23 protein-coding genes are annotated in these 20,753 nt (G+C 68.5%); 8 read left to right on the top strand and 15 right to left on the bottom strand.

The annotated features are described in order from the left end of the window. Window positions 1–43: 43 nt before the first annotated feature. From FHR19_RS17530 to FHR19_RS13315, 4 genes are all read right to left on the bottom strand, one after another. Entirely contained in the window at window positions 44–1,144 is a 1,101-nt protein-coding gene (locus FHR19_RS17530; protein ID WP_221228540.1) for a serine acetyltransferase, read from the bottom strand. A gap of 443 nt (window positions 1,145–1,587) precedes the next feature. Then, entirely contained in the window at window positions 1,588–1,860 is a 273-nt protein-coding gene (locus tag FHR19_RS13305; protein WP_184029264.1) for an accessory factor UbiK family protein, read from the bottom strand. Between the two features lie 20 nt (window positions 1,861–1,880). Next, the gene (locus FHR19_RS13310; RefSeq protein ID WP_184029266.1) at window positions 1,881–2,435 is read right to left on the bottom strand and encodes a TspO/MBR family protein; all 555 of its coding nucleotides are present in this window, start codon (window positions 2,433–2,435) and stop codon (window positions 1,881–1,883) included. Between the two features lie 66 nt (window positions 2,436–2,501). After that, window positions 2,502–3,251 (bottom strand): TlyA family RNA methyltransferase, encoded by a 750-nt coding sequence (locus tag FHR19_RS13315; RefSeq protein ID WP_184029269.1) that lies wholly within the window; start codon window positions 3,249–3,251, stop codon window positions 2,502–2,504. 178 nt (window positions 3,252–3,429) lie between these two features. On the opposite strand from FHR19_RS13315, the gene FHR19_RS13320 reads away from it, so the two are divergent. Further along, window positions 3,430–4,095 (top strand): RBBP9/YdeN family alpha/beta hydrolase, encoded by a 666-nt coding sequence (locus FHR19_RS13320; RefSeq protein ID WP_184029272.1) that lies wholly within the window; start codon window positions 3,430–3,432, stop codon window positions 4,093–4,095. A gap of 111 nt (window positions 4,096–4,206) precedes the next feature. On the opposite strand, the gene FHR19_RS13325 is transcribed toward FHR19_RS13320, so the two are convergent. After that, window positions 4,207–6,255, bottom strand: coding sequence for an NAD(+) synthase (locus FHR19_RS13325; RefSeq protein WP_184029275.1), 2,049 nt, complete (start codon window positions 6,253–6,255; stop codon window positions 4,207–4,209). A 77-nt stretch (window positions 6,256–6,332) separates the two neighbouring features. Next, a complete protein-coding gene (locus FHR19_RS13330) occupies window positions 6,333–7,013 on the bottom strand; it encodes a murein L,D-transpeptidase catalytic domain family protein (protein ID WP_184029277.1) in 681 nt (226 codons plus the stop codon). 86 nt (window positions 7,014–7,099) lie between these two features. Between FHR19_RS13330 and FHR19_RS13335 the strand changes: the two genes are divergently transcribed. Then, window positions 7,100–7,921 (top strand): L,D-transpeptidase family protein, encoded by an 822-nt coding sequence (locus tag FHR19_RS13335; protein WP_184029280.1) that lies wholly within the window; start codon window positions 7,100–7,102, stop codon window positions 7,919–7,921. Here FHR19_RS13335 and wecC read toward each other — a convergent pair. Both wecC and wecB read right to left on the bottom strand, forming a co-directional pair. Beyond that, window positions 7,918–9,219, bottom strand: a complete 1,302-nt coding sequence (wecC, locus tag FHR19_RS13340; protein WP_184029283.1) for a UDP-N-acetyl-D-mannosamine dehydrogenase — start codon at window positions 9,217–9,219, stop codon at window positions 7,918–7,920. The two genes, FHR19_RS13335 and wecC, sit on opposite strands and share 4 nt — an antisense overlap. Further along, entirely contained in the window at window positions 9,203–10,327 is a 1,125-nt protein-coding gene (gene wecB, locus FHR19_RS13345; protein WP_184029286.1) for a non-hydrolyzing UDP-N-acetylglucosamine 2-epimerase, read from the bottom strand. Before wecB ends, wecC begins: the two co-directional genes overlap by 17 nt. Window positions 10,328–10,446: 119 nt before the next feature. On the opposite strand from wecB, the gene FHR19_RS13350 reads away from it, so the two are divergent. After that, window positions 10,447–11,829 (top strand): helix-turn-helix domain-containing protein, encoded by a 1,383-nt coding sequence (locus tag FHR19_RS13350; protein ID WP_184029289.1) that lies wholly within the window; start codon window positions 10,447–10,449, stop codon window positions 11,827–11,829. Here the strand turns inward: FHR19_RS13350 and FHR19_RS13355 are convergent. After that, on the bottom strand, window positions 11,826–13,163 hold the full coding sequence (locus FHR19_RS13355; RefSeq protein WP_184029292.1) for an Nramp family divalent metal transporter: 1,338 nt from the start codon (window positions 13,161–13,163) through the stop codon (window positions 11,826–11,828). The two genes, FHR19_RS13350 and FHR19_RS13355, sit on opposite strands and share 4 nt — an antisense overlap. Before the next feature lie 107 nt (window positions 13,164–13,270). Between FHR19_RS13355 and FHR19_RS13360 the strand changes: the two genes are divergently transcribed. Genes FHR19_RS13360 through FHR19_RS13370 form a run of 3 tightly spaced genes read left to right on the top strand, consistent with a single transcriptional unit; the run spans window position 13,271 to window position 15,568 of the window. After that, entirely contained in the window at window positions 13,271–14,104 is an 834-nt protein-coding gene (locus tag FHR19_RS13360; RefSeq protein ID WP_184029295.1) for a diacylglycerol/lipid kinase family protein, read from the top strand. Continuing rightward, window positions 14,101–14,847, top strand: a complete 747-nt coding sequence (locus FHR19_RS13365) for a metallophosphoesterase family protein (RefSeq protein ID WP_184029298.1) — start codon at window positions 14,101–14,103, stop codon at window positions 14,845–14,847. Before FHR19_RS13360 ends, FHR19_RS13365 begins: the two co-directional genes overlap by 4 nt. A 46-nt stretch (window positions 14,848–14,893) precedes the next feature. Next, window positions 14,894–15,568 carry a phosphoribosylanthranilate isomerase gene (locus tag FHR19_RS13370; RefSeq protein WP_184029301.1) on the top strand — a complete coding sequence of 225 codons (675 nt, stop codon included), beginning with the start codon at window positions 14,894–14,896 and terminating at the stop codon, window positions 15,566–15,568. Here FHR19_RS13370 and FHR19_RS13375 read toward each other — a convergent pair. From FHR19_RS13375 to FHR19_RS13400, 6 genes are all read right to left on the bottom strand, one after another. After that, on the bottom strand, window positions 15,565–16,314 hold the full coding sequence (locus FHR19_RS13375) for a class I SAM-dependent methyltransferase (protein ID WP_184029304.1): 750 nt from the start codon (window positions 16,312–16,314) through the stop codon (window positions 15,565–15,567). The genes FHR19_RS13370 and FHR19_RS13375 overlap by 4 nt on opposite strands. Before the next feature lie 133 nt (window positions 16,315–16,447). Further along, a complete protein-coding gene (gene rpsI / locus FHR19_RS13380) occupies window positions 16,448–16,990 on the bottom strand; it encodes a 30S ribosomal protein S9 (protein WP_184029307.1) in 543 nt (180 codons plus the stop codon). After that, window positions 16,990–17,469 (bottom strand): 50S ribosomal protein L13, encoded by a 480-nt coding sequence (gene rplM / locus FHR19_RS13385; protein ID WP_184029310.1) that lies wholly within the window; start codon window positions 17,467–17,469, stop codon window positions 16,990–16,992. Before rplM ends, rpsI begins: the two co-directional genes overlap by 1 nt. A 93-nt stretch (window positions 17,470–17,562) precedes the next feature. Continuing rightward, the gene (locus FHR19_RS13390) at window positions 17,563–18,360 is read right to left on the bottom strand and encodes a hypothetical protein (RefSeq protein WP_184029314.1); all 798 of its coding nucleotides are present in this window, start codon (window positions 18,358–18,360) and stop codon (window positions 17,563–17,565) included. Continuing rightward, a complete protein-coding gene (cutA, locus tag FHR19_RS13395; RefSeq protein ID WP_184029317.1) occupies window positions 18,350–18,667 on the bottom strand; it encodes a divalent-cation tolerance protein CutA in 318 nt (105 codons plus the stop codon). The genes FHR19_RS13390 and cutA overlap by 11 nt, the downstream gene beginning before the upstream one ends. Next, on the bottom strand, window positions 18,664–19,698 hold the full coding sequence (locus FHR19_RS13400) for a COX15/CtaA family protein (protein WP_184029320.1): 1,035 nt from the start codon (window positions 19,696–19,698) through the stop codon (window positions 18,664–18,666). The genes cutA and FHR19_RS13400 overlap by 4 nt, the downstream gene beginning before the upstream one ends. 123 nt (window positions 19,699–19,821) lie before the next feature. Here FHR19_RS13400 and FHR19_RS13405 point away from each other — a divergent pair, with 123 nt between their 5' ends. Beyond that, window positions 19,822–20,211 carry a MerC domain-containing protein gene (locus FHR19_RS13405; RefSeq protein ID WP_343053270.1) on the top strand — a complete coding sequence of 130 codons (390 nt, stop codon included), beginning with the start codon at window positions 19,822–19,824 and terminating at the stop codon, window positions 20,209–20,211. A gap of 38 nt (window positions 20,212–20,249) precedes the next feature. Continuing rightward, complete coding sequence (locus FHR19_RS13410) at window positions 20,250–20,729, top strand: Fur family transcriptional regulator (RefSeq protein ID WP_184029323.1); 480 nt, start codon at window positions 20,250–20,252, stop codon at window positions 20,727–20,729. The last annotated feature ends 24 nt before the right edge of the window (window positions 20,730–20,753 follow it).

The raw sequence follows: 20,753 nt of genomic DNA on the forward strand, positions 1-20,753 counted from the left end.
CTGTCGCCAGGGCGGGGCGTAATCGTTGGTCGCCGTTGGGCCGTCACGGCAGCAGGCGGGCCGGCACGCCGACCGCGGTACGGCCGGCCGGAACATCCTTGAGCACCACCGCATTCGCGCCGATACAGGCTCCGTCGCCGACCTCGACCGCACCCAGGAGCTTGGCCCCGGCGAACACCACCACATCGTGGCCGATCACGGGATACCGGTCGGCCGCAAAATCGCCGCGTCGGGCGCCGCCCAACGTTACCTGGTGATAGAGCACGCAGTTGCGCCCGATCCGCGCACCGGCGCCGATCACGACCCCTTGAGGGTGTGGCAGCTTCAACCCCGGTCCGATCCGGGCGCCCACCTGCAGGAAACATCCATATTCGCGGGATAGTCGTCGCCGCGCCCAGTCGCGGAACCGCCGCCGCCGCGGCCGATCAAAATGCTGCGCCAACCGGATCAGCACCATGGGCCGGTGGCGCCCGCCATGGGCATGTAGCAGCCATAGTGCGCGCAGAATGGTCATCGGCCGCGCGGCGCCATAGACGTCCAACGCCAGCGCTTCGAAGGGCGAAACATCCTTCTCGCTGGTCTTGTCGACCTGCCCACACGTCGCCATGCCGCCCCGCTCCATCCTGTCCAGAATGGTCCTATTTCGATTCGACAACATCGCCAAGGCCCATGAGCCGGTCCGAACGCCGCACAGCACCGTCGATGATTCATTCCGTTCCCGCAGCGCCTCGAACGCCCGCACCACCGGACGCCGCGCCGCGACCTGTCCCACTGGCACGATGTCGCTGCCGCCGCGTCGAGGTTTCCGGCAATCGCGCCGAATACTGAAAGCTGGTGCCCGAGAAGTGACGTGGCGCATCGCTGCCTTCACCGACGCGAAGCAAATCGCCAGCCTTCGCGCAACGGTAACGTCAGGGAGACGCCGTTGGATGAAACGGACGATGCGTGGTCGTTTCTCCTGGCGCCGATCGTGTCCGGCGTCGATGGACGCTGCTTGGCCCGAGCGACATCGAGAACGCCCGGGCTGCGATTGGTACTTCGCATGGCGGCGTGCTGCATCGCCGAATGCGCCGCGATCAGCAATATGTGGGACGCACGTGCCACTATCATGCGGCTGCTGCCCCTTCAAGGCGCGGATCAGCATCGGATAGGCGGGGAAGCGATCCTCCCGTGACTCCGGCGGACATACTGGTTTCGCCGGTGATGGGTCGCCGGGCTTGCGCAGACATCAAATGCCCTTGCGCTGAATGTGTCTAGATGACGTTGCATATTCTTGAACGTCGCCTGCCTTGCCCTCGCTGGCGTCGTCCATCCCCACTCTGCAGGACCAATTCGACCCTGGACCGGGGCGCAAAAACACCAAGCGCCTCGCACTCATCGCTCCCGAAGGGGCGACGAAAGGGCCGACTACCGGTCTGGACCCGCCGGTCGCGCCACCTGTCCGCCCCATATGCCGGACGCCTTCGGGTCGGAGATCGAAGCGTCGGCGACTGTGAACACGACGTTTGGGCGCGAGCCATCGCCGAACTTTGCAGAAGCCGATCCTTTACCGGGCTTCCGACCCGGCATGCGTCCCGCGATGAGGCTTCAGGCCGTTGCGGTGTTGGCTACGCCGCCGGCCAGCCTCGCCTCCAGCGCATCAATGCGCGCCTTGAGGGCGTCGTTCTCGTCGCGGGCGGCGGCGGCCATTGCTTTCACCGCCTCGAACTCGTCGCGCGACACGAAGTCGAGTCCGCCGATCCACTCGCGCGCTCGCTCCCGCGCGGCCGACTCGGCCTCGCGGCCCATGCCGGCGATGGTACCGGCGGCGCCGTTCAGGATCTTGGCGAAGTCGTCGAACAGGCGATTTTCGGTCTGCATGGCGTCAATAATCCGGTTGTTCAGAGCTGAATCTGGGTGGTGCTGCCCGAGGGCACAAGGGTTTCGCCGTCTGGATTGAGGCGATCGATCTCGAAAGCGAGGATGGAGGCGAACGTGAGCCAGGCGAGATAGGGGACCATCAGCCACGCCGCCTGCCGACGGACGCGCGCAAGGGCGAAGGTGGTGGCGATCGCGAGCGCGAGTATGACGATGATCTCGACAGCGGCGAAGCTGACTAGATGCATCCCGAAAAAGACGATCGACCAGGTGAGGTTGACGAGTAGTTGCGCGACGAACAGCGCGATCGCGATCCCGCGCCCCTTCGCGCCGCGCGCGTTGAGGATCATTGCGATCGCGACGCCCATCAGGATGTAGAGGATCGACCAGACGACCGGAAACGCCCAGCCCGGCGGTTGCCAGCTCGGCTTCGACAACGCCTGATACCAGGGATTGGCATCGCCCGAGGGAACCACGGCACCAGCCGCGAAGCCCAGAAAAAGCACCAGCGGCACCGTCACGAACGCCCAGCGGGCGAACGACCAGCGCAATTGTCCCTTCGAGGCGATCTCGCGCATTCCCATCCTTTGCTTCTCGGGTCGATCCGGATTGGCGCCAAGCCGTAGCGGGGCGGGCGGCGGGCATCAATCGGGCGTGTCGTTGCCCCGGCGTGCCGAAATCAGAAACTCGACATTGCCCTCCGGCCCGGTGATCGGACTTTGCGTTACGCCCTCGACGGTCCAGCCGATCCCGGTCAGCCAGGCGGCGACCTCGCGACAGACACGCTCGTGGACCGAGGGATCGCGAACGACACCGCCCTTGCCGACCTCCTCTCGCCCCGCCTCGAACTGCGGCTTGATGAGCGCGAGCAGGCGCCCGCCGGGACGGACGAAGGTCAGCGGGCGTTCGAGGACCTTGGCAAGACCGATGAAGCTGGCATCGCAGACGACGAGGTCGATCGGCTCGGGGATGTGCGCGTCGGTGAGGATGCGTGCGCTCGTCTGTTCGTGGACGACGACCCGATCGTCCTGCCGCAGCTTCCACGCCAGCTGGTTCGTACCCGAATCCACGGCATAAACGCGCGCCGCGCCGCGGGTGAGCAGCACGTCGGTAAAGCCGCCGGTCGAGGAACCGACGTCGATTGCGACCGCGTCCACGACCTCGATACCGAACGCCGTCAGCGCATGATCGAGCTTGATCCCCCCGCGCGAGACCCATGGGTGGTCGCGCCCGCGCACCTCGATCGCGGCGTCGTCGGGCAGGGCGGTGCCGGGCTTGTCGAGCTTCTTCTCGCCCGAGAAGACGAGGCCCGCCATCACCAGCGCCTGTGCGCGCGTCCGGCTTTCGGCGAGGCCGCGGTCGACGATGAGCTGGTCGAGACGCTTTTTGGGCATGGCCCCGCCTAGCGACGAACCGCTCGGCGCAAAAGCCCCGCCGCCGATTGGGAACCTATTGCATACCCGGAGAGTAGGAATTAAATCATGAAGTGACGAGGGCGGTGGCCCGCCGGCCGTACCCCTAGAGCGACTTTTCGGGCGCCGTCCCCGTCACCTGATCCAAAGGAGAGCGGCCATGACGATCTTCTCCGAAAGCCCCGCACGGCCCGTGGTGCTGACGGTGCCCGGCCTCGGCAGCTCGGGACCCAGCCACTGGCAAAGCCTGTGGGAGGATGCGCTGCCCGATACCCAGCGCGTCGAATTGGGCATGTGGAACAAACCGCATCGCAACGCCTGGGTGACGAAGCTCGACCAGGCGATCCGCACGACGCGCGCGCCGGTGGTGCTGGTGGCGCACAGCCTCGGCTGCCTTGCGGTCGCGTGGTGGGCGGCGCTGTCGCCGCAGCCCTATGGCTGGCCGGTCGCTGGGGCGCTACTGGTGGCGCCCGCCGACGTCGATCGCGCCGATGTCCATCCCGACATCGCCGCATTCAAGCCGTCGCCGCGCCAGTTGCTGCCGTTCCCGTCGATCCTCGTCGCCTCCACCGACGATCCGTGGATCGAGATCGAGAAGGCGCGCAGCCTCGCCGCGCAATGGGGCAGCCATTTCGTCGATGCCGGCGCGCAGGGGCACCTCAATGCCGCGAGCGGCATCGGCAGCTGGATCGAGGGACAGGACCTGCTCGAACGGCTGATCGACGCCTCCACCGACCGCCGCGGCCAGCCGCGGACGGCAGGCGAGGCGCGGCAGGTGCTGGCGATCAACGCGACCGAAGCGGCGGAACGACATTACCTGAGGTAAGATCATCGTCATCCCGGACTTGATCCGGGATCCCGCTTCTTCTTCTTGCCGGACCGAAGAAATAAGAAGCGGGACCCCGGCTCGGTGGCCGGGGTCACGACTTGGCTGGCGTCAGTCGGGCAGCCCCGCCCGCAATTCCTCGATCCACAGCTGCGCATTGCCGTCCGACGGTGCGCGCCAGTCGCCGCGGGGCGACAGCGCGCCTGCGCCCGACACCTTCGGCCCGTTTGGGATCGCCGACCGTTTGAACTGGCTGATGCGAAAGAAGCGGTCGAGGAACGATTCCAGCCACTTGGCGATCGTCGGCAGGTCGTAGGCGCCGCGCGCCTCGGCCGGCAGGTTCGCGGGCCAGCGCCCCGCCGCGGCATCGTGCCACGCGTGCCAGGCGAGGAACGCGATCTTCGACGGCGCCAGCCCCTGTCGGACGACATGATGCAGGAAGAAGTCGTGGAGCGCGTACGGCCCGATCCGCCCCTCGGTCGACTGCATCGCGCCGCTGGCGTCGGCGGGGATCAGTTCGGGGCTGATCTCGGTGCCGAGGATCGTCTCCAGCACCGCGTCGGTCGCGGCGTCATACTGGCCGCTCGCGATCGTCCAGCGGATCAGGTGCTGGATCAGCGTCTTCGGCACCCCGGCGTTGACCGCGTAATGGCTCATCTGGTCGCCGACGCCGTACGTGCACCAGCCGAGCGCGAGCTCGGACAGGTCGCCGGTGCCGAGCACGATCCCGCCACGCTGGTTGGCGAGGCGGAACAGATAGTCGGTGCGCAGTCCCGCCTGCACATTCTCGAACGTCACGTCGTATTGCGGCTCGCCCGCGGCATAGGGGTGGCCCATATCCTTCAGAAGCTGGTTTGCGGCGGGGCGGATGTCGATCTCGTCGCCCGTCACCCCCAGCGCGCGCATCAGGCCCCAGGCGCTCGCCTTCGTCGCGTCGCCCGTCGCGAAGCCGGGCATGGTGAAGCCGAGAATATCGGTTCGCGGATAGCCGAGGCGATCGAATGCCTTGGCCGCGACGAGCAGCGCGTGCGTTGAATCGAGCCCGCCTGACACGCCGATCACCAGCCGCTTCGTGCCCGTCGCGGCAAGGCGCTGGCGAAGGCCCTCTACCTGGATGTTGAACGCCTCGTAACAGTCGACGTCGAGCGTTTCGGCGCGGTCGGGCACGAATGGGTAGCGGCGCACCGCGCGCTTGAGCCCCACATCGGCGAAATCGGGCCGGTGGTCGAAGGCAATGCGGCGGAAGCGAGTCTCGGGATGGCCGTTCGCCGCCGCGCAGTCGTTGAACGTGCCCGTGCGCGCGCGCTCCAGCCGGATGCGGCCGGCATCGACGTCGGCGATCACCAGCTCACTCGCCAGATCGAAGCGCTCGGATTCGGCGAGCAGCTCGCCCAATTCGTGGACCATCCCCTGGCCGTCCCAGGCGAGGTCGGTGGTGCTCTCCCCCGGCCCGCTCGCCGAATAGACATAGGCGGCGACCGCCCGCGCGGACTGCGCGGCGGACAGCAGCATCCGCTCGCGCGCCTTGCCGACGACGATGTTCGAGGCGGACAGGTTGGCGAGGATCAGCGCCCCGGCCATCGCGCCCGCCGTCGAGGGGGGCAGGGGTGCCCAATAATCCTCGCAGATTTCGGCGTGGAAGATGAAGTCGGGTAGGTCGCTCGCCGCGAAGATCAGGTCGGTGCCGAACGGCGCGACCTGTCCGGCGAGCGCGATGTCTAGCCCCGACAGGCCGATGCCCGAGGCGAACCAGCGCTTCTCGTAATATTCGCGGTAATTGGGCAGGTAGCTCTTGGGCACTACGCCGAGGATGCGGCCGCGCGCGATGGCGACCGCACAATTGTACAGCCGGCCGTTTCGCCGCACCGGTGCGCCGATCAGCAGGACGGGGCGAAGGTCCGCGCTCGCCTCGACGATCCGGGCCAATCCCGCTTCGACCGCCGACAGCAGCGCGTCCTGCATGTGCAGGTCGTCGATGGCATAGCCGCTGAGATTGAGTTCGGGAAAGACCACGAGGTCCACCGCCGCCCCATCCGCCTCCCGTGCCAGCCGGATCGCATGATCGGTTGCGACCGCCGGGTCGGCAACGACGCCCGGCGGGGTCGCGGCGGCGACGCGGACAAAACCATGGGCGTGATGCGACCGGAAACGATGCGTCAAGAATGCGGCTCCCCGAACGGTTCAGGGCCATCCGTTAGCATCGAAACGCCTGCAGCGATGCCCTGTTTCGCGCAGCCTCAGCCCTTGGCGGCGTAGACGAGTGCGCCTTCGCCCAGATGATCGAACACGCGCTGCAATTCGGCCTCGCCCACCGCGAAGCAGCCCTGGCTGCGGCCGAGCTTGCCATGCGTGGTCAGCATGTCCTTGTTCGCATACCAGGCGGCGTGGATGACGATCGCGCGGGCGAGTGCATTGGAATTGGTGGGGTCGAGTCCGACCAGCCGCTGCGACCGGCCATGCTGGCCGACATAATAATCGTCGGCGACGAACGCACCCTCGCACGTCGCCTCCGACCCGTCATCGTTCGAGAAGCGCTGGAGGAAGGCGGTATGGCCGGGGTCCGACCCGATGCCGTGCGCGACCAAGAGCTTGTCCACCCGGCCGTTCGCCACGTCGATCAGCGCAAGGCGCGAGCGATAGGAGGCGGGGGTGAAGTCGATGATCGCGATCCGGTCACGCTGGCGAAGCTGCCCGGCATTGGCGTCGCGCGCGGCCATCGCGCGTTCCACCAGCGCCGGCGACACGCCGGGGACGCGGGGAGTCGCCGGCGCTGCGGCAGCGACGACGGGCGCCGGCGGTGCTACCGGCGCAACCCGCGGCGCCGGCTTTGCGCCGAGGCTGCTTACCGACTGGAGCGGCTGGCGCATGCAGCCGGGCACGAGGATCGCAGCCGCGGCGATCCCGCCCGCGCGGAGCATCCCCCGACGGGACGCGGTTCCGGTTAACAAGTCGTTCACAATAAGCTAAGCCCCACCACTGGTCTTGGCATATGCGGGCATATAGCATGACGGCACCGGATTTTCGGGGACTTGACGCCGCTTCGCCCGCACTTTCGTCCCGGCGAAACCACGGTTCGCCGAGAGCGGCACGGATATTGCGGCTAGCCGTGGCCCCATTTTCGGCGTTGCTGATGCTGGCGGGTGCTGCGGCGGTTCCAGTGTTCGCTCAGCTTCCTGATCTCGAATCGCGAGCGCAGTCGCTGCGGAACGGCGAATATGTCTGGGCGGATCGCGGCGGCGCGGGGGCGGTGGCGATCGTCGTCAGCCTCGCCGATCAGGTCGCTTATGTTTATCGCGGCGGTACGTTGATCGGGGTGTCCACCATCTCGACGGGCAAACCCGGCAAGTCGACGCCCGCCGGCGAGTTCACGATCCTTCAGAAGAAGGTCTTTCACCGCTCGAACCTATATTCCAATGCGCCGATGCCCTACATGCAGCGGCTGACCTGGACCGGCATCGCGCTCCACGCGGGGCATCTGCCGGGCTATCCCGCCTCGCACGGCTGCATCCGGTTCCCGGCGGCGTTCGCGAAGCAGCTTTACGCGATTACCGAGATGGGCGGCGCGGTCAGCGTCGTGCCCGACGTGGCACGCGGGCCCGCCCGCCCGCAACCGCGCGAGCTGCCGCCGGTGCGGGTGGCGCAGGCGCCGCGTGCTGCCGCGCCAGTGCTGGTGGCGGATGCGCGCGGGGCGCTGCGCCACGACGACGAAGCGCGCGCGGGCGACGACAGCGCCGCGCCGCGGATCGAGGTTGCGGCCGAGACGGCTTCGTTCGCCAGCTACGACGCGGTGTTCGCGCAAGGATATGGCGCGCGCGGCGCCGATTAGCTGGCGAGGCGGATCGGCGAGACTTCGCTGACGGCGAGCTGCGGCTGGTCGGGCCAGATGCCGCGGGTGTCGTAGACGCGCTTGGCCGCGCGCTCCTCGAGCGGGACCGACCGGAACACGTCGTGGTCGACGAGGACGATCAGGATCGGGCAGGTCTCGAGCGCGGTGTCGATGTCGATCAGGCCGGCACCGCTGCCGTCGAACGCCTTGGGCAGCGTGTCGGCATAGGGCTCGACGATCCGCACCCGCTCGCCGAACCGGTGGGCGAGGCTGGCGGCGACCTTGAGCGCCGGGCTTTCCCGGAAGTCGTCGATGTTTGCCTTGAACGCGAGGCCGAGACAGGCGACCGGCGCGCCCGGCATCGCCTCGATCAGCGCCTCCGCGCGGCCGATCGTGTAGCCGGTCTTGGCGTCGTTCACCTCGCGCGCGGTGCGGATCAGCGGCGTGTTCTCCGGGTCGCCATGGACGAGGAACCAGGGGTCGACGGCGATGCAGTGCCCGCCCACGCCGGGGCCGGGCGACAGGATGTTGACGCGCGGATGCCGGTTGGCGAGACGGATGACTTCCCACACGTCGATACCGAGATTGCCCGCCACCACCGACAATTCGTTGGCGAAGGCGATGTTGACGTCGCGGAAGGCGTTTTCGGTGAGCTTGGTCATCTCCGCCGCGCGCGCGGTCGTGGTGACGCACGCGCCGCGCACGAAGCGGCGATAGAATTGCAGCGCCTTGCGCGCGCATCGCGGGGTGATGCCGCCGATCACCCGGTCGTTGTCGATCAGCTCGACGAGGATGCGGCCGGGCAGCACCCGCTCCGGGCAATAGGCGATGGCGATGTCGGGTGTGCCCGGCCCGGTGCCGGGGACCTTCAGGTCGGGGCGCAGCTTCGCCAGCAGATCGCGCACCTTCTCGGTCGTGCCGACGGGCGAGGTCGATTCGAGGATCACCACGTCTCCGGCCTTCAGCGCGGCGGCCACCGTCGTCGCGGCCTTCAGCACATAGCCGATATCGGGCGCATGATTGTCGTCGAACGGCGTTGGCACCGCGATGACGAACACGTCGGCCGGCTCGATCAGCGTCGAGGCGCGCAGATTGCCGCGTGCGACCACGCCGGAGACGAGGCCGTCGAGGTCGATCTCCTCGATATGCACGCGGCCCGAATTGACGGTGTCGACCACCGACTGGCTGACGTCGATGCCCAGCACCTGCGCCCCCGTCCGCGCGATCACAGCGGCAGTGGGCAGGCCGATATAGCCGAGGCCGAGAACCGCGACCTTGAGTTCAGCGTCGGTGGGCATCCGCGACAAGCTCCGATATCCGTGCCGCGGCATGGCCGTCGCCGAACGGATTGTGGGCGCGCGCCATCGCGGAATAGGCGCTCTTGTCGTCCAGAAGGCTGAAGATTTCGGAAACGATCCGCGCCGGATCGGTGCCGACCAGCCGCGCGGTGCCCGCCTCGACTCCCTCGGGCCGCTCGGTCGTTTCGCGCATCACCAGCACCGGCTTGCCGAGCGCAGGCGCCTCCTCCTGCACGCCGCCCGAATCGGTGAGGACGATGGTCGAGAGGTCGAGCGCGCGGATGAAGTGCGGATAGTCGAGCGGGTCGATGCGGGCGATGTTCGGCCTGTCGCCCAGCATCGCGTCCATCACCGACACGACGTTCGGATTCGGGTGGCAGGGAAAGACGATCGCCACATCGGGCCGCGCGGCGATTTCGGCGATCGCGCGGGCGATATTCTCCATGCCGCCGCCGAAATTCTCGCGCCGGTGGGTGGTGACGAGGACGATCCGCTTGCCCGCGAACCGTGCGGCGAGATCGTCTAGGCCCACGGCAAGCGAGGGCTGCGCCTCGATCTTCGCGCGGGTCCAGTGGAGCGCGTCGATCACGGTGTTGCCGGTGACGTGGATGCCCGCCGGGTCGATGTTCTCGCGGCGCAGCGCATTGGCCGCCGTCTCGGTCGGCGCGAAATGGAGGTCGGCGATAGGCGCGACGATGCGGCGGTTCACTTCCTCGGGCCAGGGATGATAGATGTCGCCGGAGCGCAGCCCCGCCTCGACATGCGCAACCGGGATCTTGCGGTAATAGGCGACGAGCGCACCGACCATGGCGGTGGCGGTATCACCCTGCACGATGACCCGGTCGGGCTTCTCGGCATCCATCACCTCGCCAAGGCCCGTCAGCAGCCGCGCGGTCAGCCGGTCGAGGCTCTGGCCCGGTTCCATCAGGTCGAGATCGATGTCGGGGGTCAGCCCGGCAATCTCCAGCACCTGATCGAGCAGCCCGCGATGCTGCGCGGTGACGCAGGTGCGTACGTCGAGTCCCGGCTGGTCGCGCAGCGCCGCGACGACGGGGAACAGCTTGATGGCTTCCGGCCGGGTGCCGAAGATGGTGAGGATGCGCGTCATGGTCGCTGACTTAGCGCGACGAGGTGAAGCAAGCGCTAACCCGTTCGACCCCGCGCCTGTAAAGAATTGACTTCTGATCGCTTGCCGCCCAGCCTCTGGTAAGGAAGGGGCGTAAAGTCATGGCAGAACGCAAGCTGATCGCGGGCCATGCCGTGCGCCGGGTGCGGCGGCAACTCGGGCTGACCCAGGCGGCGATGGCGACCGCGCTCGACATCTCGCCGAGCTATCTCAATCTCGTCGAGCGCAACCAGCGGCCGATTTCGGCGACATTACTGGTGCGGCTGGCTGAGCGATTCGACTTCGATGCGCGGACGCTGGCGGCGAGCGAGCCGGGCGGCGGCGCGGCGGCGATGCGGCGGCGGCTGGCCGACCCGATGTTCGCCGACCTCGACATCGACCGCGGTGAGCTGGAGGAGTGGCTCGCAAGTGCGCCCGGCGGGGCGGAGGCGTTCGCGCGCGCGTTCGATTCGCGCGGGGCGGCGGGGCCGGGCCTCGACGACGGGCACGACCGCGTGGCGCGAGAGGTGCGGCGCGCGATCGAGCATTGGCGCAACCACTTCCCCGATCTCGATGCCGCGGCGGAAGCGCTGGCCGACGAGCTTCGGCTGGCGAGCGGCGATCTGGGCCAGGCGATCGCCGAGCGGCTGCGTATCCGTCACCAGCTGTCGGTCCGCATCTTGCCGGTGGAGGTGATGCCCGACCGGCTGAAGCGGCTCGACCTCCATGCCCGCCAGCTCCAGCTGTCCGAATTGCTCGACCCCGCCAGCCGCATCTTTGCCATGGCCGAGCGGCTGGCGGGAGAGGTGCAGGGCGAGGTCGATGCGATCGTGCGCGGCGCGGGGTTGTCGGACCGCGTGGCGGAGCGCCTGCTGCGCCGGCATGTCACGGGTTATTTCGCGGCGGCGGTGATGATGCCCTATGCCCGCTTTCTGCGCGCGTGCGAGGCGACGGGGTACGATATCGAACTGCTCCAGCGCCGGTTCGGCGCGGGGTTCGAGCAGGTCGCGCACCGGCTGACGACGCTGCAGCGCGTGGGCGCGCGGGGGCTTCCCTTCTTCATGCTGCGCGTCGACCGGGCGGGACAGGTGTCGAAGCGCTATGCGGGCGCAAGCGTGTCGCCGCTGGTGGAGGGGGGGCTGTGCCCGTTGTGGGACGTGTTCGCAGCGCTCGCGCGGCCGGGCGAGCTGGTGACTCAACTGGTCGAAAGCGAGGATGGTGGCCGCTGGCTGACGATGGCGCGCAGCGTCCAGCCGCATGCCGGGCCGCTCGGTGGCGTACGCGGGCGCTTCGCGGTGGCGATCGGCGTGGCGGCGGGCGAGGCGGGCGGGCTCGCGGCGGCACGCGGCATCGACCTCGCCGGCCGGGCGATGCCGATCGGCCTCGGCTGTACCGCCTGCACACGCGTCGACTGCTCGCAGCGGAGCGCCCCGCCGGCGGGACGGGCGCGGATCGTCAGCGATCGGGAAGCGGGGATGACGCCGTTCGCGTTCGGGGGCGATTAGCCCGCGAATGTCTGGGCGAGCAGCGTCACGTTCAGGGCGATGACGATGAAGCAGATCGCCCAGGCGACGACCTTCAGCACGGGCCCGTTGACGAAGCCGCCCATCAGCTTGCGGTCGCTGGTGAAGCGGACCAGCGGCCACACCGCGAAGGGAAGCTGGAGGCTCAGCACCACCTGGCTGAGGATAAGGAGTTGCGCGGTGCCGCTCTCGCCATAGAGCGCGGCGACGATCGCGGCGGGCACGATCGCGATCAGCCGCGTGGCGAGCCGGCGCAGCCACACGGGCAGGCGGATCTTGAGGAATCCTTCCATCACGATCTGGCCGGCGAGCGTTCCCGTCACGGTCGAATTCTGTCCCGCCGCGAGCAGCGCCACCGCGAACAGCGTGCTGGCGAGGCCGGCGCCCAGCATCGGGGTCAGAAGCTGATAGGCCTCCTGAATCTCCGCCACCTCGGTCCGGCCGGCGGTGTGGAACGTGGCGGCTGCCAGAATGAGGATCGAGGCGTTGATGCAGAAGGCGAGCGCCAGCGCCACGGTCGAATCGATCGTCGCCAGCTTCAGCGCGTCGCGCCGCCCGACATCGTCCTGAACGAACGAGCGCGTCTGCACGATCGAGCTGTGGAGATAGAGATTGTGCGGCATCACCGTCGCGCCGAGGATGCCGATCGCGATGTAGAGCATCGCCGGGTTCGTCACGATCTGGCTCGATGGCATTAGCCCCGCCGCCACCGCCGCCCATTCGGGCCGCGCGAAAATCAACTCGGCGATGAAGCAGCCCGCGATGATGACGAGCAGTGCGACGATGAACGCCTCGAGTTTCCTGAACCCGAAGCGCTGGAGCGCGAGGATCAACATCACGTCGATCGCGGTGATCGCGATCCCGGCGACCAGCGGAATGCCGAACAGCAGTTGCAGCGCGATCGCGGTGCCAATGACCTCGGCCAGATCGCATGCGATGATGGCAAGTTCGCACAATGCCCACAGGATGACGCGCGCCACCGGGCCGTACTGCTCGGCACAGGCCTGCGCCAGGTCGCAGCCGGCGACGATGCCGAGCTTTGCCGACAACGATTGCAGGATCATCGCCATCAGGTTGGAGAAGAGGATGACCGACAGCAGCGTATAGCCGAACGCCGACCCGCCGGCGATGTCGGTCGCCCAGTTGCCTGGGTCCATATAGCCGACCGCGACCAGATAACCCGGCCCTGCGAACGCCCCCAGCCGACGCCAGAACGACGCGCCCGCCGCCGGCACCGCGACGCTGCGATAGCTTTCGGGCAGGCTGCCCGAGCGCCCCGCGTCGATCTCGGCACTGGCGGGTGGCGGCGGTGCCATGTGGCTACGTTCCCTTCGGCATTCCAGCGGGCCTAACACCATGGCGGCGGCTTGGCTGCATCCTTCGCCCGGACCGATCGTTGGGCAGGCTGAAAGATCGGGGGCTTATGCAGAATCTCTGGTTCATCACCAACCCCAGTTCGGGATCGGCGACGCGCGAGAAGTGCGATGCGATCGAGGCGGTGTTCGCCGAGCGCGGCCTGTCGCTGGTGGGCCGCACCGGCTTTCCCGACGAGCCGCTGCCCGACGAGGCGGCGCTCGCGTGGGCAGGTGCCGATACCGTGGTGCTGTTCGCCGGCGACGGCACGATCAATGCGGCGCTGTGCAAGCTGGCGTCGTGGGAGGGCAGCTTCCTGATCCTGCCGGGCGGCACGATGAACCTGCTGGCAAAGGCGCTGCACGACAGCCTCGATCCCGCCGAGATCATTCATGCCGCGCACGAGGAAACCGCACGGGTCGCGCTGCCCTATGCCGAAGCGGGGCCGCATCGCGCGTTCGTCGGCCTCATCATCGGCCCCGCCGCGCAGTGGTTCCGCGCTCGGGAAGCGGTGCGAAAGCGCCGTCTGCTCGCGCTGTTCCGCGCGATGCGCCATGCGTGGGGCCGCACATTTGGCAAGGGGGTGCGCGTGTCGGGGACGGTGCGGCTGCGTCGCCGGTATCAAGCGGTACTGGTGACGCCCGACGCCCGCGGCCTTGACGTGGCCGGGATCGACGCGCGCGACTGGCGCTCGATCGCCGAGCTCGGCTGGAATTGGGTATCCGGCGATTGGGTGGGCGCGGGCGCGGTCACGCATGCGATCTCCCGCCATCTGGTGATCGAGGGATCGCGCCCGGTGCTGGCGCTTTTCGACGGGGAGCCCGAGCGGCTCGACCCCGGCACTCGCATCACCGGGGGCATGAGCGCGCAGCGCTTCATCGCCACGCGAAAGGAGGCGGCATGATCCGGCTGTTCCACGTCAGCGACCTGCATTTCGGGGCGGAGGATCGCACCGCACTCGACTGGTTCGCGCGGATCGTCGCCGACGAAAAGCCCGACGCAATCCTGATGACCGGCGACCTGACACAGCGCGCGCGTGCGAGCGAATTTGCCGAGGCGGCCGAGTGGCTCGAATCGCTCGACCGCCCGACGACGGTGGAGGTCGGCAATCACGACCTGCCTGTCTACAATCCGATCCAGCGGCTGTTCCTGCCCTATCGCCGGTACAAGACGCTGGAGCAAATGATCGAGCGGCCGCTGGAGGTCAGGGGCGTGACGATCGCGCCGCTCAGGACCACCGCGCGGTTCCAGTTTCGGCTCGACTGGTCGAAGGGCTTCGTGACGCCGCAGCGGCTGGCGCACACCGTCCGGCTGGTCGAATCGGCACCCACCGATGACCTCGTCTTCGTCACCGCGCATCACCCGCTGATCGAGGCCGGCACCCGGACCGAGGCGCGCACGCACGGCGGCGAAGGGGCACTCCGGTCGCTGGCGAAGGCCGGCGCGCATGCGGTGCTGACCGGCCATGTCCATGATCCGTTCGATGTGGCGCACGAGGTCGAGGGCCGAACCGTCCGCCTGATCGGCGCTGGCACACTGTCGGAACGCGTGCGCGAGACGCGGCCCTCGTTCAACGAAATTCGGGTCGACGGACGGTCGTTCGAGACCGTCGCGCGGGTAATGGACGGGCCGGACCGGCGGGTTTGACGCGGAGCCTCTTTCCCCTGTCGGTGCAGGATGGCATCCGATCGGCATGCGCACCCGAATAAAGATCTGCTGCATCGCGTCGCCAGACGAAGCGAGGATGGCCATCAACGCCGGTGCCGATGCGCTCGGTCTGGTCGCGCGCATGCCGTCTGGGCCGGGACCCATCGCCGATGAATTGATCGCGAGCATTGCCGCGATGGTGCCGCCGCCGGTCTCGACATTCCTGCTGACGTCGGAAACGCGCGCGGCCGACATCGCCGACCATATCGGCGCGACCAATCCGACGACGGTGCAGATCGTTTCACATATCGACCCCGCCGAGTCGCTCAGACTTGCGCGACTGGCGCCGCATGTCCGACGGGTGCAGGTGATCCATGTCGAGGGGGAGGACGCGCTCGACCTGATCCCTCGCTACAGCCCTCATGTTCATGCCTTCCTGCTCGATTCGGGTCGCCCGGGCGCAGTCGTGCCGGAATTGGGCGGGACCGGCAGGGCGCACGACTGGGCAATCAGCGCCAGGTTCGTGCAGGCCAGCAAGCGGCCCGTCTTTCTCGCGGGTGGCCTGAACCCGAGCAATGTCGGCGACGCGATCCGACAGGTTCGCCCCTACGCTCTCGATCTTTGCTCCGGCGTGCGTAGCGACGGCGTGCTGGATCAGGAAAAGCTGGCAAGCTTTGTCGAGGCGGTGCGGATCGCGGATGCCGCGACTTCGCCCACTTAACGAAGCCGCCGGCCGATCAGCGTCCCCTTCGTCCCGCCAAGCTCCAGCCCGAAATCGAACTGCGGCCATTTGCGCCGCCAGCGCGCGGCGATCACGCGCTCGCCGGGGCGCGCGCCGTCGTCGAGCATGATCGCGCCGCCGACCGAGATGCGGTCGAACAGCACCTCCGCCGCGCCGCGCACGAAGGGGTGGAGCGTCCAGGGCGGGCCGTCGATCAGCAAGAGGTCGATCCGGTCGGGCAGGTCGCTGACGTCGTACCAGAGCGCCGGCCAACCCGCGGGCGCGGGGATCAGTGGCGAGGCGCGCATGTCGGCGTCGAGGCCGTGCTCGTGCAGCCAGTCGCGCGTCGCCGCGACGAAATCGCCGTGTTGGTCGAGGCTGACGAGCCGCCCGCCGCCATGCAGTTGCAACGCGCGCGCGACGATCAGGCTGGAGGCACCGGCGCCGAGTTCGACGACGACCTGCGGCCGCTTCGCCTCGATCTCGTCGACGACGAGGTGTAGTAGGCCGGTATCCGCCTTCCAGCTGCCCAGATTGGGGAGCGCGTCGGGCGCGAGGTCGAGGCGTTGGAGCAGCGCCGCCTTCTGCGCCTTTCGTCCGCCCGACAGGCTCTTGGCCAGCCATGGCCACTGGATCGCGCCCCAGAGGAAGGTGAAGGCGCGGTCGGATAGCGTCCGGCGCCAGTCCTCCGGCCCCAGTTGAACGTCGTTGCGGGAGAGGAACCCCGTTACCTCGCGCGTGGTCATCGCGCATCGCTCAAGCGGTTGGTACGGTTCCGGTCAAGCGCCGTGCGACCAAAGCCCGTGGCCACACGGCCAAGCACGCACGAAAAAGGGCGGCCCGTGGCCGGACCGCCCCCTTCGTTCGATCGAGAACCGATCAGCGCTTCGAGAACTGGAAGCTGCGGCGGGCCTTCGCCTTGCCGTACTTCTTGCGCTCGACGGCGCGCGGGTCGCGGGTCAGGAAGCCCGCGGCCTTGACCGGCGGACGCAGCGCCGGCTCGTAGCGGGTCAGCGCCTGCGCGATGCCGTGCTTGACCGCGCCGGCCTGGCCAGACAGGCCACCGCCCTTGACGGTGCAGACGACGTCGTATTGGCCCTCGCGCTCGGCGACCTGGAACACCTGGTTCATGACGAGACGCAGCGTCGGACGCGCGAAATAGACTTCCGAATCACGGCCATTGACCGTGATCTTGCCCGAGCCGGGCTTCAGCCACACGCGGGCGACGGCATCCTTGCGGCGGCCGGTCGCATAGGCGCGGCCATAGGCGTCGATTTCCTGCGCACGCAGCGGCGTAGTCGGCACCTGCGGCTGAACGGGGGCGGCGCCCTCGTTACCCTCGGCGGCGGGCGTCTCGCCCGACTGCGGCTGGCCCTGAGCGATCGAGGCCAGGTCGGACAGGGACTGGCGGTTGTCGGACATTATGCGCCCACCTTGTTCTTGCGGTTCATGCCCGCGATGTCGAGCACTTCGGGGTTCTGCGCGGTGTGCGGATGCTCCGCGCCCTTGTAGATGCGAAGGTTGCGCATCTGCTCGCGGCCGAGGGGGCCGCGCGGGATCATGCGCTCGATCGCCTTTTCCAGCACGCGCTCGGGGAAGCGGCCGTCCAGCACCTTGGCCGCGGTCACTTCCTTGATGCCGCCGGCATAGCCGGTGTGCTTGTAATAGGTCTTCTGCGCCAGCTTCTTGCCGGTGAACCGCACCTTGTCCGCGTTGATGACGATGACATTGTCACCGCAATCGACGTGCGGGGTGAAGCTCGTCTTGTGCTTGCCGCGCAGGACATTGGCGATGATCGTCGCCGCGCGACCGACCACCAGGCCGTCGGCGTCAACGATGTGCCACTTCTTTTCCACCTCTGCCGGCTTCACCGACTTGGTGGTCTTCATGAGCGCCTTCATGGCTCTTCGACCTTTATGGGTAGAGGAATACCGTACGCCGCCCATCGTCGGGCGTCGTGCTGGCGCGCTCAATGTCGCGCCGCCCCCACAAAGTCAAGGTTCGCGGCGGGTTTCCTGACGGGTATTGGAATACCGTAAGGTCGAGGTCATGTCGCGGGAAAGGGCGACGGTGCCGTCGGCAAGCCGCGTGACCACCCGCTCGCGACGTACGTCGAGCAGGCCGGTCGCGGGGTCGATGCGCGTCGTCCGTTCAATCGAACTCGTCGCACCGGCAGGCTGGCCGAGCGGTCCTGCAGCCTTCAGCGTGATTTCCAGACGGTCGCCGAGCCGCGTCGCCATGCGCGTGCCGGGCAGCATCGCCGGCTTTGCCCCGGCGGCGATCGGCGCAGCGGGCAGGTCGATCGGCTCGGCGGGGAAGGGGCCTTCGCCCGCCGCACGCGCCTCGATCGCATCGCCGATCAGGCCGCGGAGCATCCCGAGCCGCGCCGCGGCGGGCAGCGCCTCCAGCGGCGCAGCGGCGCGCTCGCCCACCGTCGTGCGCATCGCCGCGACGAAGCGGGCCCAGACGGCGTCAATCGAATCCACGCTGGTGACGGTGCCGGCCGCGTCGAGTCGATAAACGATCGGCTGCGCCAGCGTCGCCGCCATCGCGCGGGCAAAGGCGTCGCCGGGCGCATCGACGCTCGCCCCGCCATGCGTCAGCGTCGCGCGCCAGCCCGGCCCGTCGCGCTCGAACACGATGCGGCGCGCGGAGCGATAGTGCTTCTCGGGCTTGCCCGCCTCGGTCTGACGATGGTCGATGTCGAGCGTGAGCACGACGCCCGGCGGTGGCGCGAACACGGGCGTGCCGGCCTGTACCAGCAGCGCCGTGACCAGCCACTCAGCGATCAAGCGACTGCTCGATCCAGCGGGCGCCATCCTCGGTCGTGGCCGCGGGCCACAATTCGATCATCGGCAGATCGTAACTGTGCAGCTCCACGAGCCGCTCGCGCAACGCGAGTGCCTTTTCCATGCTCGTTTTGAACAGGACGGGGGTCTCGACCTCGGTCTCGACCGCGTCCTTCCAGAAGAACACCGACGTGCACGACGCCATGACGTTGGCACAGGCGGCCAGCCCCTCCTCGACGAGGATGCGGGCGACCGATTCGGCCTCATCCGCGGTGCCGAACGTGGTCTGGAGGAGCGCGATGTCGCTCATGCGCGGCGCCCCGCGGCATGCGCACCCGCGGCGGCGGCGGCGACGAGCAGCGCGCCGACGATCTGGTGGGTCAGCGCCGGCTCGAACCGGACACCCGACATGACCGTCGCGATGCCGAGCAGGATCTGGATGCCGACCGCGACGTGGATCGCGATCGAGGCGCGGCGATCGCCCGCGCGCTTGGCAGCGCGCGCGAGGAGCATCATCGCGGCAAAGGCGGCGAACGCCCACCAGCGATGGATGAAGTGGATCGCGAACGGATCGTCGAGCGCGTCGCTCCACGCCGCCTGCGGTACGACGCGGCCGTTCATCAGCGGCCACTCATGCGTGACGAGCCCGGCATTGAGCCCGGCGGTGAACGCACCGAACATGATCTGCACCGCCAGCACGCCAAGCGCGAGCAGCGGCAGCGGCTTAAGCCGCGACGGCTTCGCCGCCGGATCACGGGCCAGCGCCGACAGGTCGCGCGCGGTCCAGACCAGCCCGCCGAGGATGAAGAGCGCGAGACACAGATGCGCCGCCAACCGGTAATGGCTGACGTCGGTCCGGTCGACGAGGCCCGAGGCGACCATCCACCAGCCGACCGCCCCCTGCGCGCCGCCAAGCGCGAGCAGCGCGACGAGCCGCGGGCCGTAACCCGCCGGAATCTGCCGCCGCACCGCGAACCACAACAGCGGGAACGCGAAGGCAAGCCCGATCAGCCGCCCGAGCAGCCGGTGCGCCCATTCCCAGAAATAGATGAACTTGAAGTCGGACAGGCTCATGCCCGCATTGATCTCGCGATATTCGGGCGTCGCCTGATACTTGGCGAACTCGGCCTGCCAGTCGGCGGCATTGAGCGGCGGGATGGCACCCGAGACAGGCTTCCATTCGGTGATTGACAGGCCCGATTCGGTCAGGCGGGTGATACCCCCCACCGCGACCATCAGCAGGATGAGCGCCGCGACGGCGTAAAGCCAGACGGCGATGGCGCGCGGCCGGGCACGCGGGGCGGCAACCGGTGGCGAGAGCGAGGCGGCGAGCGTCGACATGATGCCGCGCTCAATACGCGCGCGCCGCGCGATCGTCGATGGGACAGATTGTCCGCGATGTGCACGACGGGCAAATCAGGATGTGATGTTGTAACCTCGTGTCAAAGTCTCTATCTGGCTGCTGTGGCCAACAACTCCGCCTCTTCGCCTGCGCCTCGCGGCCGGCTCGATCGCGTCGCAATCGCGCTGTCGGCGCTGTGCCTCGCGCATTGCCTGGCGAGCGCGGTGGTGCTGGCGCTGTTCGCGTCGCTTGCCGGGCCGCTGCTCGACGACCGGGTGCACGAGGTTGGGCTCGGCATCGCCGTCATCCTCGGCGCGGTGGCACTCGGGCGTGGGCTGCGCACGCATGGCCAGCGGTTGCCGCTCATCGTGGGGTCGGCAGGCCTCGTGCTGATGGCGCTCGACATCCTCCTGCCGCACGGGCCGGGCGAAGTGGGCGCGACCGTCGCCGGCGTCACGCTGCTCGCGATCGGCCACGTGCTCAACCAGCGTGCGGCCCGCGCCGCGGCCTGACGCTTGCCGCGCGGGTTCCGCGTGCTTAAGTCCCGACCATGGCCCAGGCATCGATCTCCCACCGCCACCACGACGACCGCGGGGAGGCGCTGACCGTCGCCGCGCGCACCACGCTGGAGGAGGCGGGCGAACAGTGGACGCCGATGCGCGCTAGCGTGTTCGAGGTGCTGGCCCGGTTCGAGAAGCCCGCCAGCGCCTATGACATTGCCGAGGCGGTGTCACAGGAAGTCGGCCGGCGCGTCGCCGCCAACAGCGTCTATCGCATCCTCGACCTGTTCGTTGCCGCCGACCTCGCTCGGCGGGTCGAAAGCGTGAACGCCTATGTCGCGAACACGCATCCGGGGTGCCTGCACGATTGCATCTTCCTGGTCTGCGACAAATGCGGGGAGGCGTCGCACCTCGATGCCGATCGCGTGACGTCGATGGTGCGTGAGGTCGCGGACGAGCGCGGGTTCGTCGCGCGCCGGCCGATCGTCGAGGTTCGTGGCTTGTGCGCGGAGTGCGCCGCGCAAGCCTGAATCACGGGCCAAAGTCGGCAAGCG

Source organism: Sphingomonas yantingensis (genome assembly GCF_014199325.1).
GTDB lineage: Bacteria > Pseudomonadota > Alphaproteobacteria > Sphingomonadales > Sphingomonadaceae > Sphingomonas > Sphingomonas yantingensis.

Excerpts from the sequence above, each read along its gene's own strand:
- FHR19_RS17530 (WP_221228540.1), bottom strand. The coding sequence starts at position 1,144 with ATGCTGATCCGCGCCTTGAAGGGGCAGCAGCCGCATGATAGTGGCACG.
- FHR19_RS13305 (WP_184029264.1), bottom strand. The coding sequence starts at position 1,860 with ATGCAGACCGAAAATCGCCTGTTCGACGACTTCGCCAAGATCCTGAAC.
- FHR19_RS13310 (WP_184029266.1), bottom strand. The coding sequence starts at position 2,435 with ATGCGCGAGATCGCCTCGAAGGGACAATTGCGCTGGTCGTTCGCCCGC.
- FHR19_RS13315 (WP_184029269.1), bottom strand. The coding sequence starts at position 3,251 with ATGCCCAAAAAGCGTCTCGACCAGCTCATCGTCGACCGCGGCCTCGCC.
- FHR19_RS13320 (WP_184029272.1), top strand. The coding sequence starts at position 3,430 with ATGACGATCTTCTCCGAAAGCCCCGCACGGCCCGTGGTGCTGACGGTG.
- FHR19_RS13330 (WP_184029277.1), bottom strand. The coding sequence starts at position 7,013 with ATGCTCCGCGCGGGCGGGATCGCCGCGGCTGCGATCCTCGTGCCCGGC.
- FHR19_RS13335 (WP_184029280.1), top strand. The coding sequence starts at position 7,100 with ATGACGGCACCGGATTTTCGGGGACTTGACGCCGCTTCGCCCGCACTT.
- wecC (WP_184029283.1), bottom strand. The coding sequence starts at position 9,219 with ATGCCCACCGACGCTGAACTCAAGGTCGCGGTTCTCGGCCTCGGCTAT.
- wecB (WP_184029286.1), bottom strand. The coding sequence starts at position 10,327 with ATGACGCGCATCCTCACCATCTTCGGCACCCGGCCGGAAGCCATCAAG.
- FHR19_RS13350 (WP_184029289.1), top strand. The coding sequence starts at position 10,447 with ATGGCAGAACGCAAGCTGATCGCGGGCCATGCCGTGCGCCGGGTGCGG.
- FHR19_RS13355 (WP_184029292.1), bottom strand. The coding sequence starts at position 13,163 with ATGGCACCGCCGCCACCCGCCAGTGCCGAGATCGACGCGGGGCGCTCG.
- FHR19_RS13360 (WP_184029295.1), top strand. The coding sequence starts at position 13,271 with ATGCAGAATCTCTGGTTCATCACCAACCCCAGTTCGGGATCGGCGACG.
- FHR19_RS13365 (WP_184029298.1), top strand. The coding sequence starts at position 14,101 with ATGATCCGGCTGTTCCACGTCAGCGACCTGCATTTCGGGGCGGAGGAT.
- FHR19_RS13370 (WP_184029301.1), top strand. The coding sequence starts at position 14,894 with ATGCGCACCCGAATAAAGATCTGCTGCATCGCGTCGCCAGACGAAGCG.
- FHR19_RS13375 (WP_184029304.1), bottom strand. The coding sequence starts at position 16,314 with ATGACCACGCGCGAGGTAACGGGGTTCCTCTCCCGCAACGACGTTCAA.
- rpsI (WP_184029307.1), bottom strand. The coding sequence starts at position 16,990 with ATGTCCGACAACCGCCAGTCCCTGTCCGACCTGGCCTCGATCGCTCAG.
- rplM (WP_184029310.1), bottom strand. The coding sequence starts at position 17,469 with ATGAAGGCGCTCATGAAGACCACCAAGTCGGTGAAGCCGGCAGAGGTG.
- cutA (WP_184029317.1), bottom strand. The coding sequence starts at position 18,667 with ATGAGCGACATCGCGCTCCTCCAGACCACGTTCGGCACCGCGGATGAG.
- FHR19_RS13400 (WP_184029320.1), bottom strand. The coding sequence starts at position 19,698 with ATGTCGACGCTCGCCGCCTCGCTCTCGCCACCGGTTGCCGCCCCGCGT.
- FHR19_RS13410 (WP_184029323.1), top strand. The coding sequence starts at position 20,250 with ATGGCCCAGGCATCGATCTCCCACCGCCACCACGACGACCGCGGGGAG.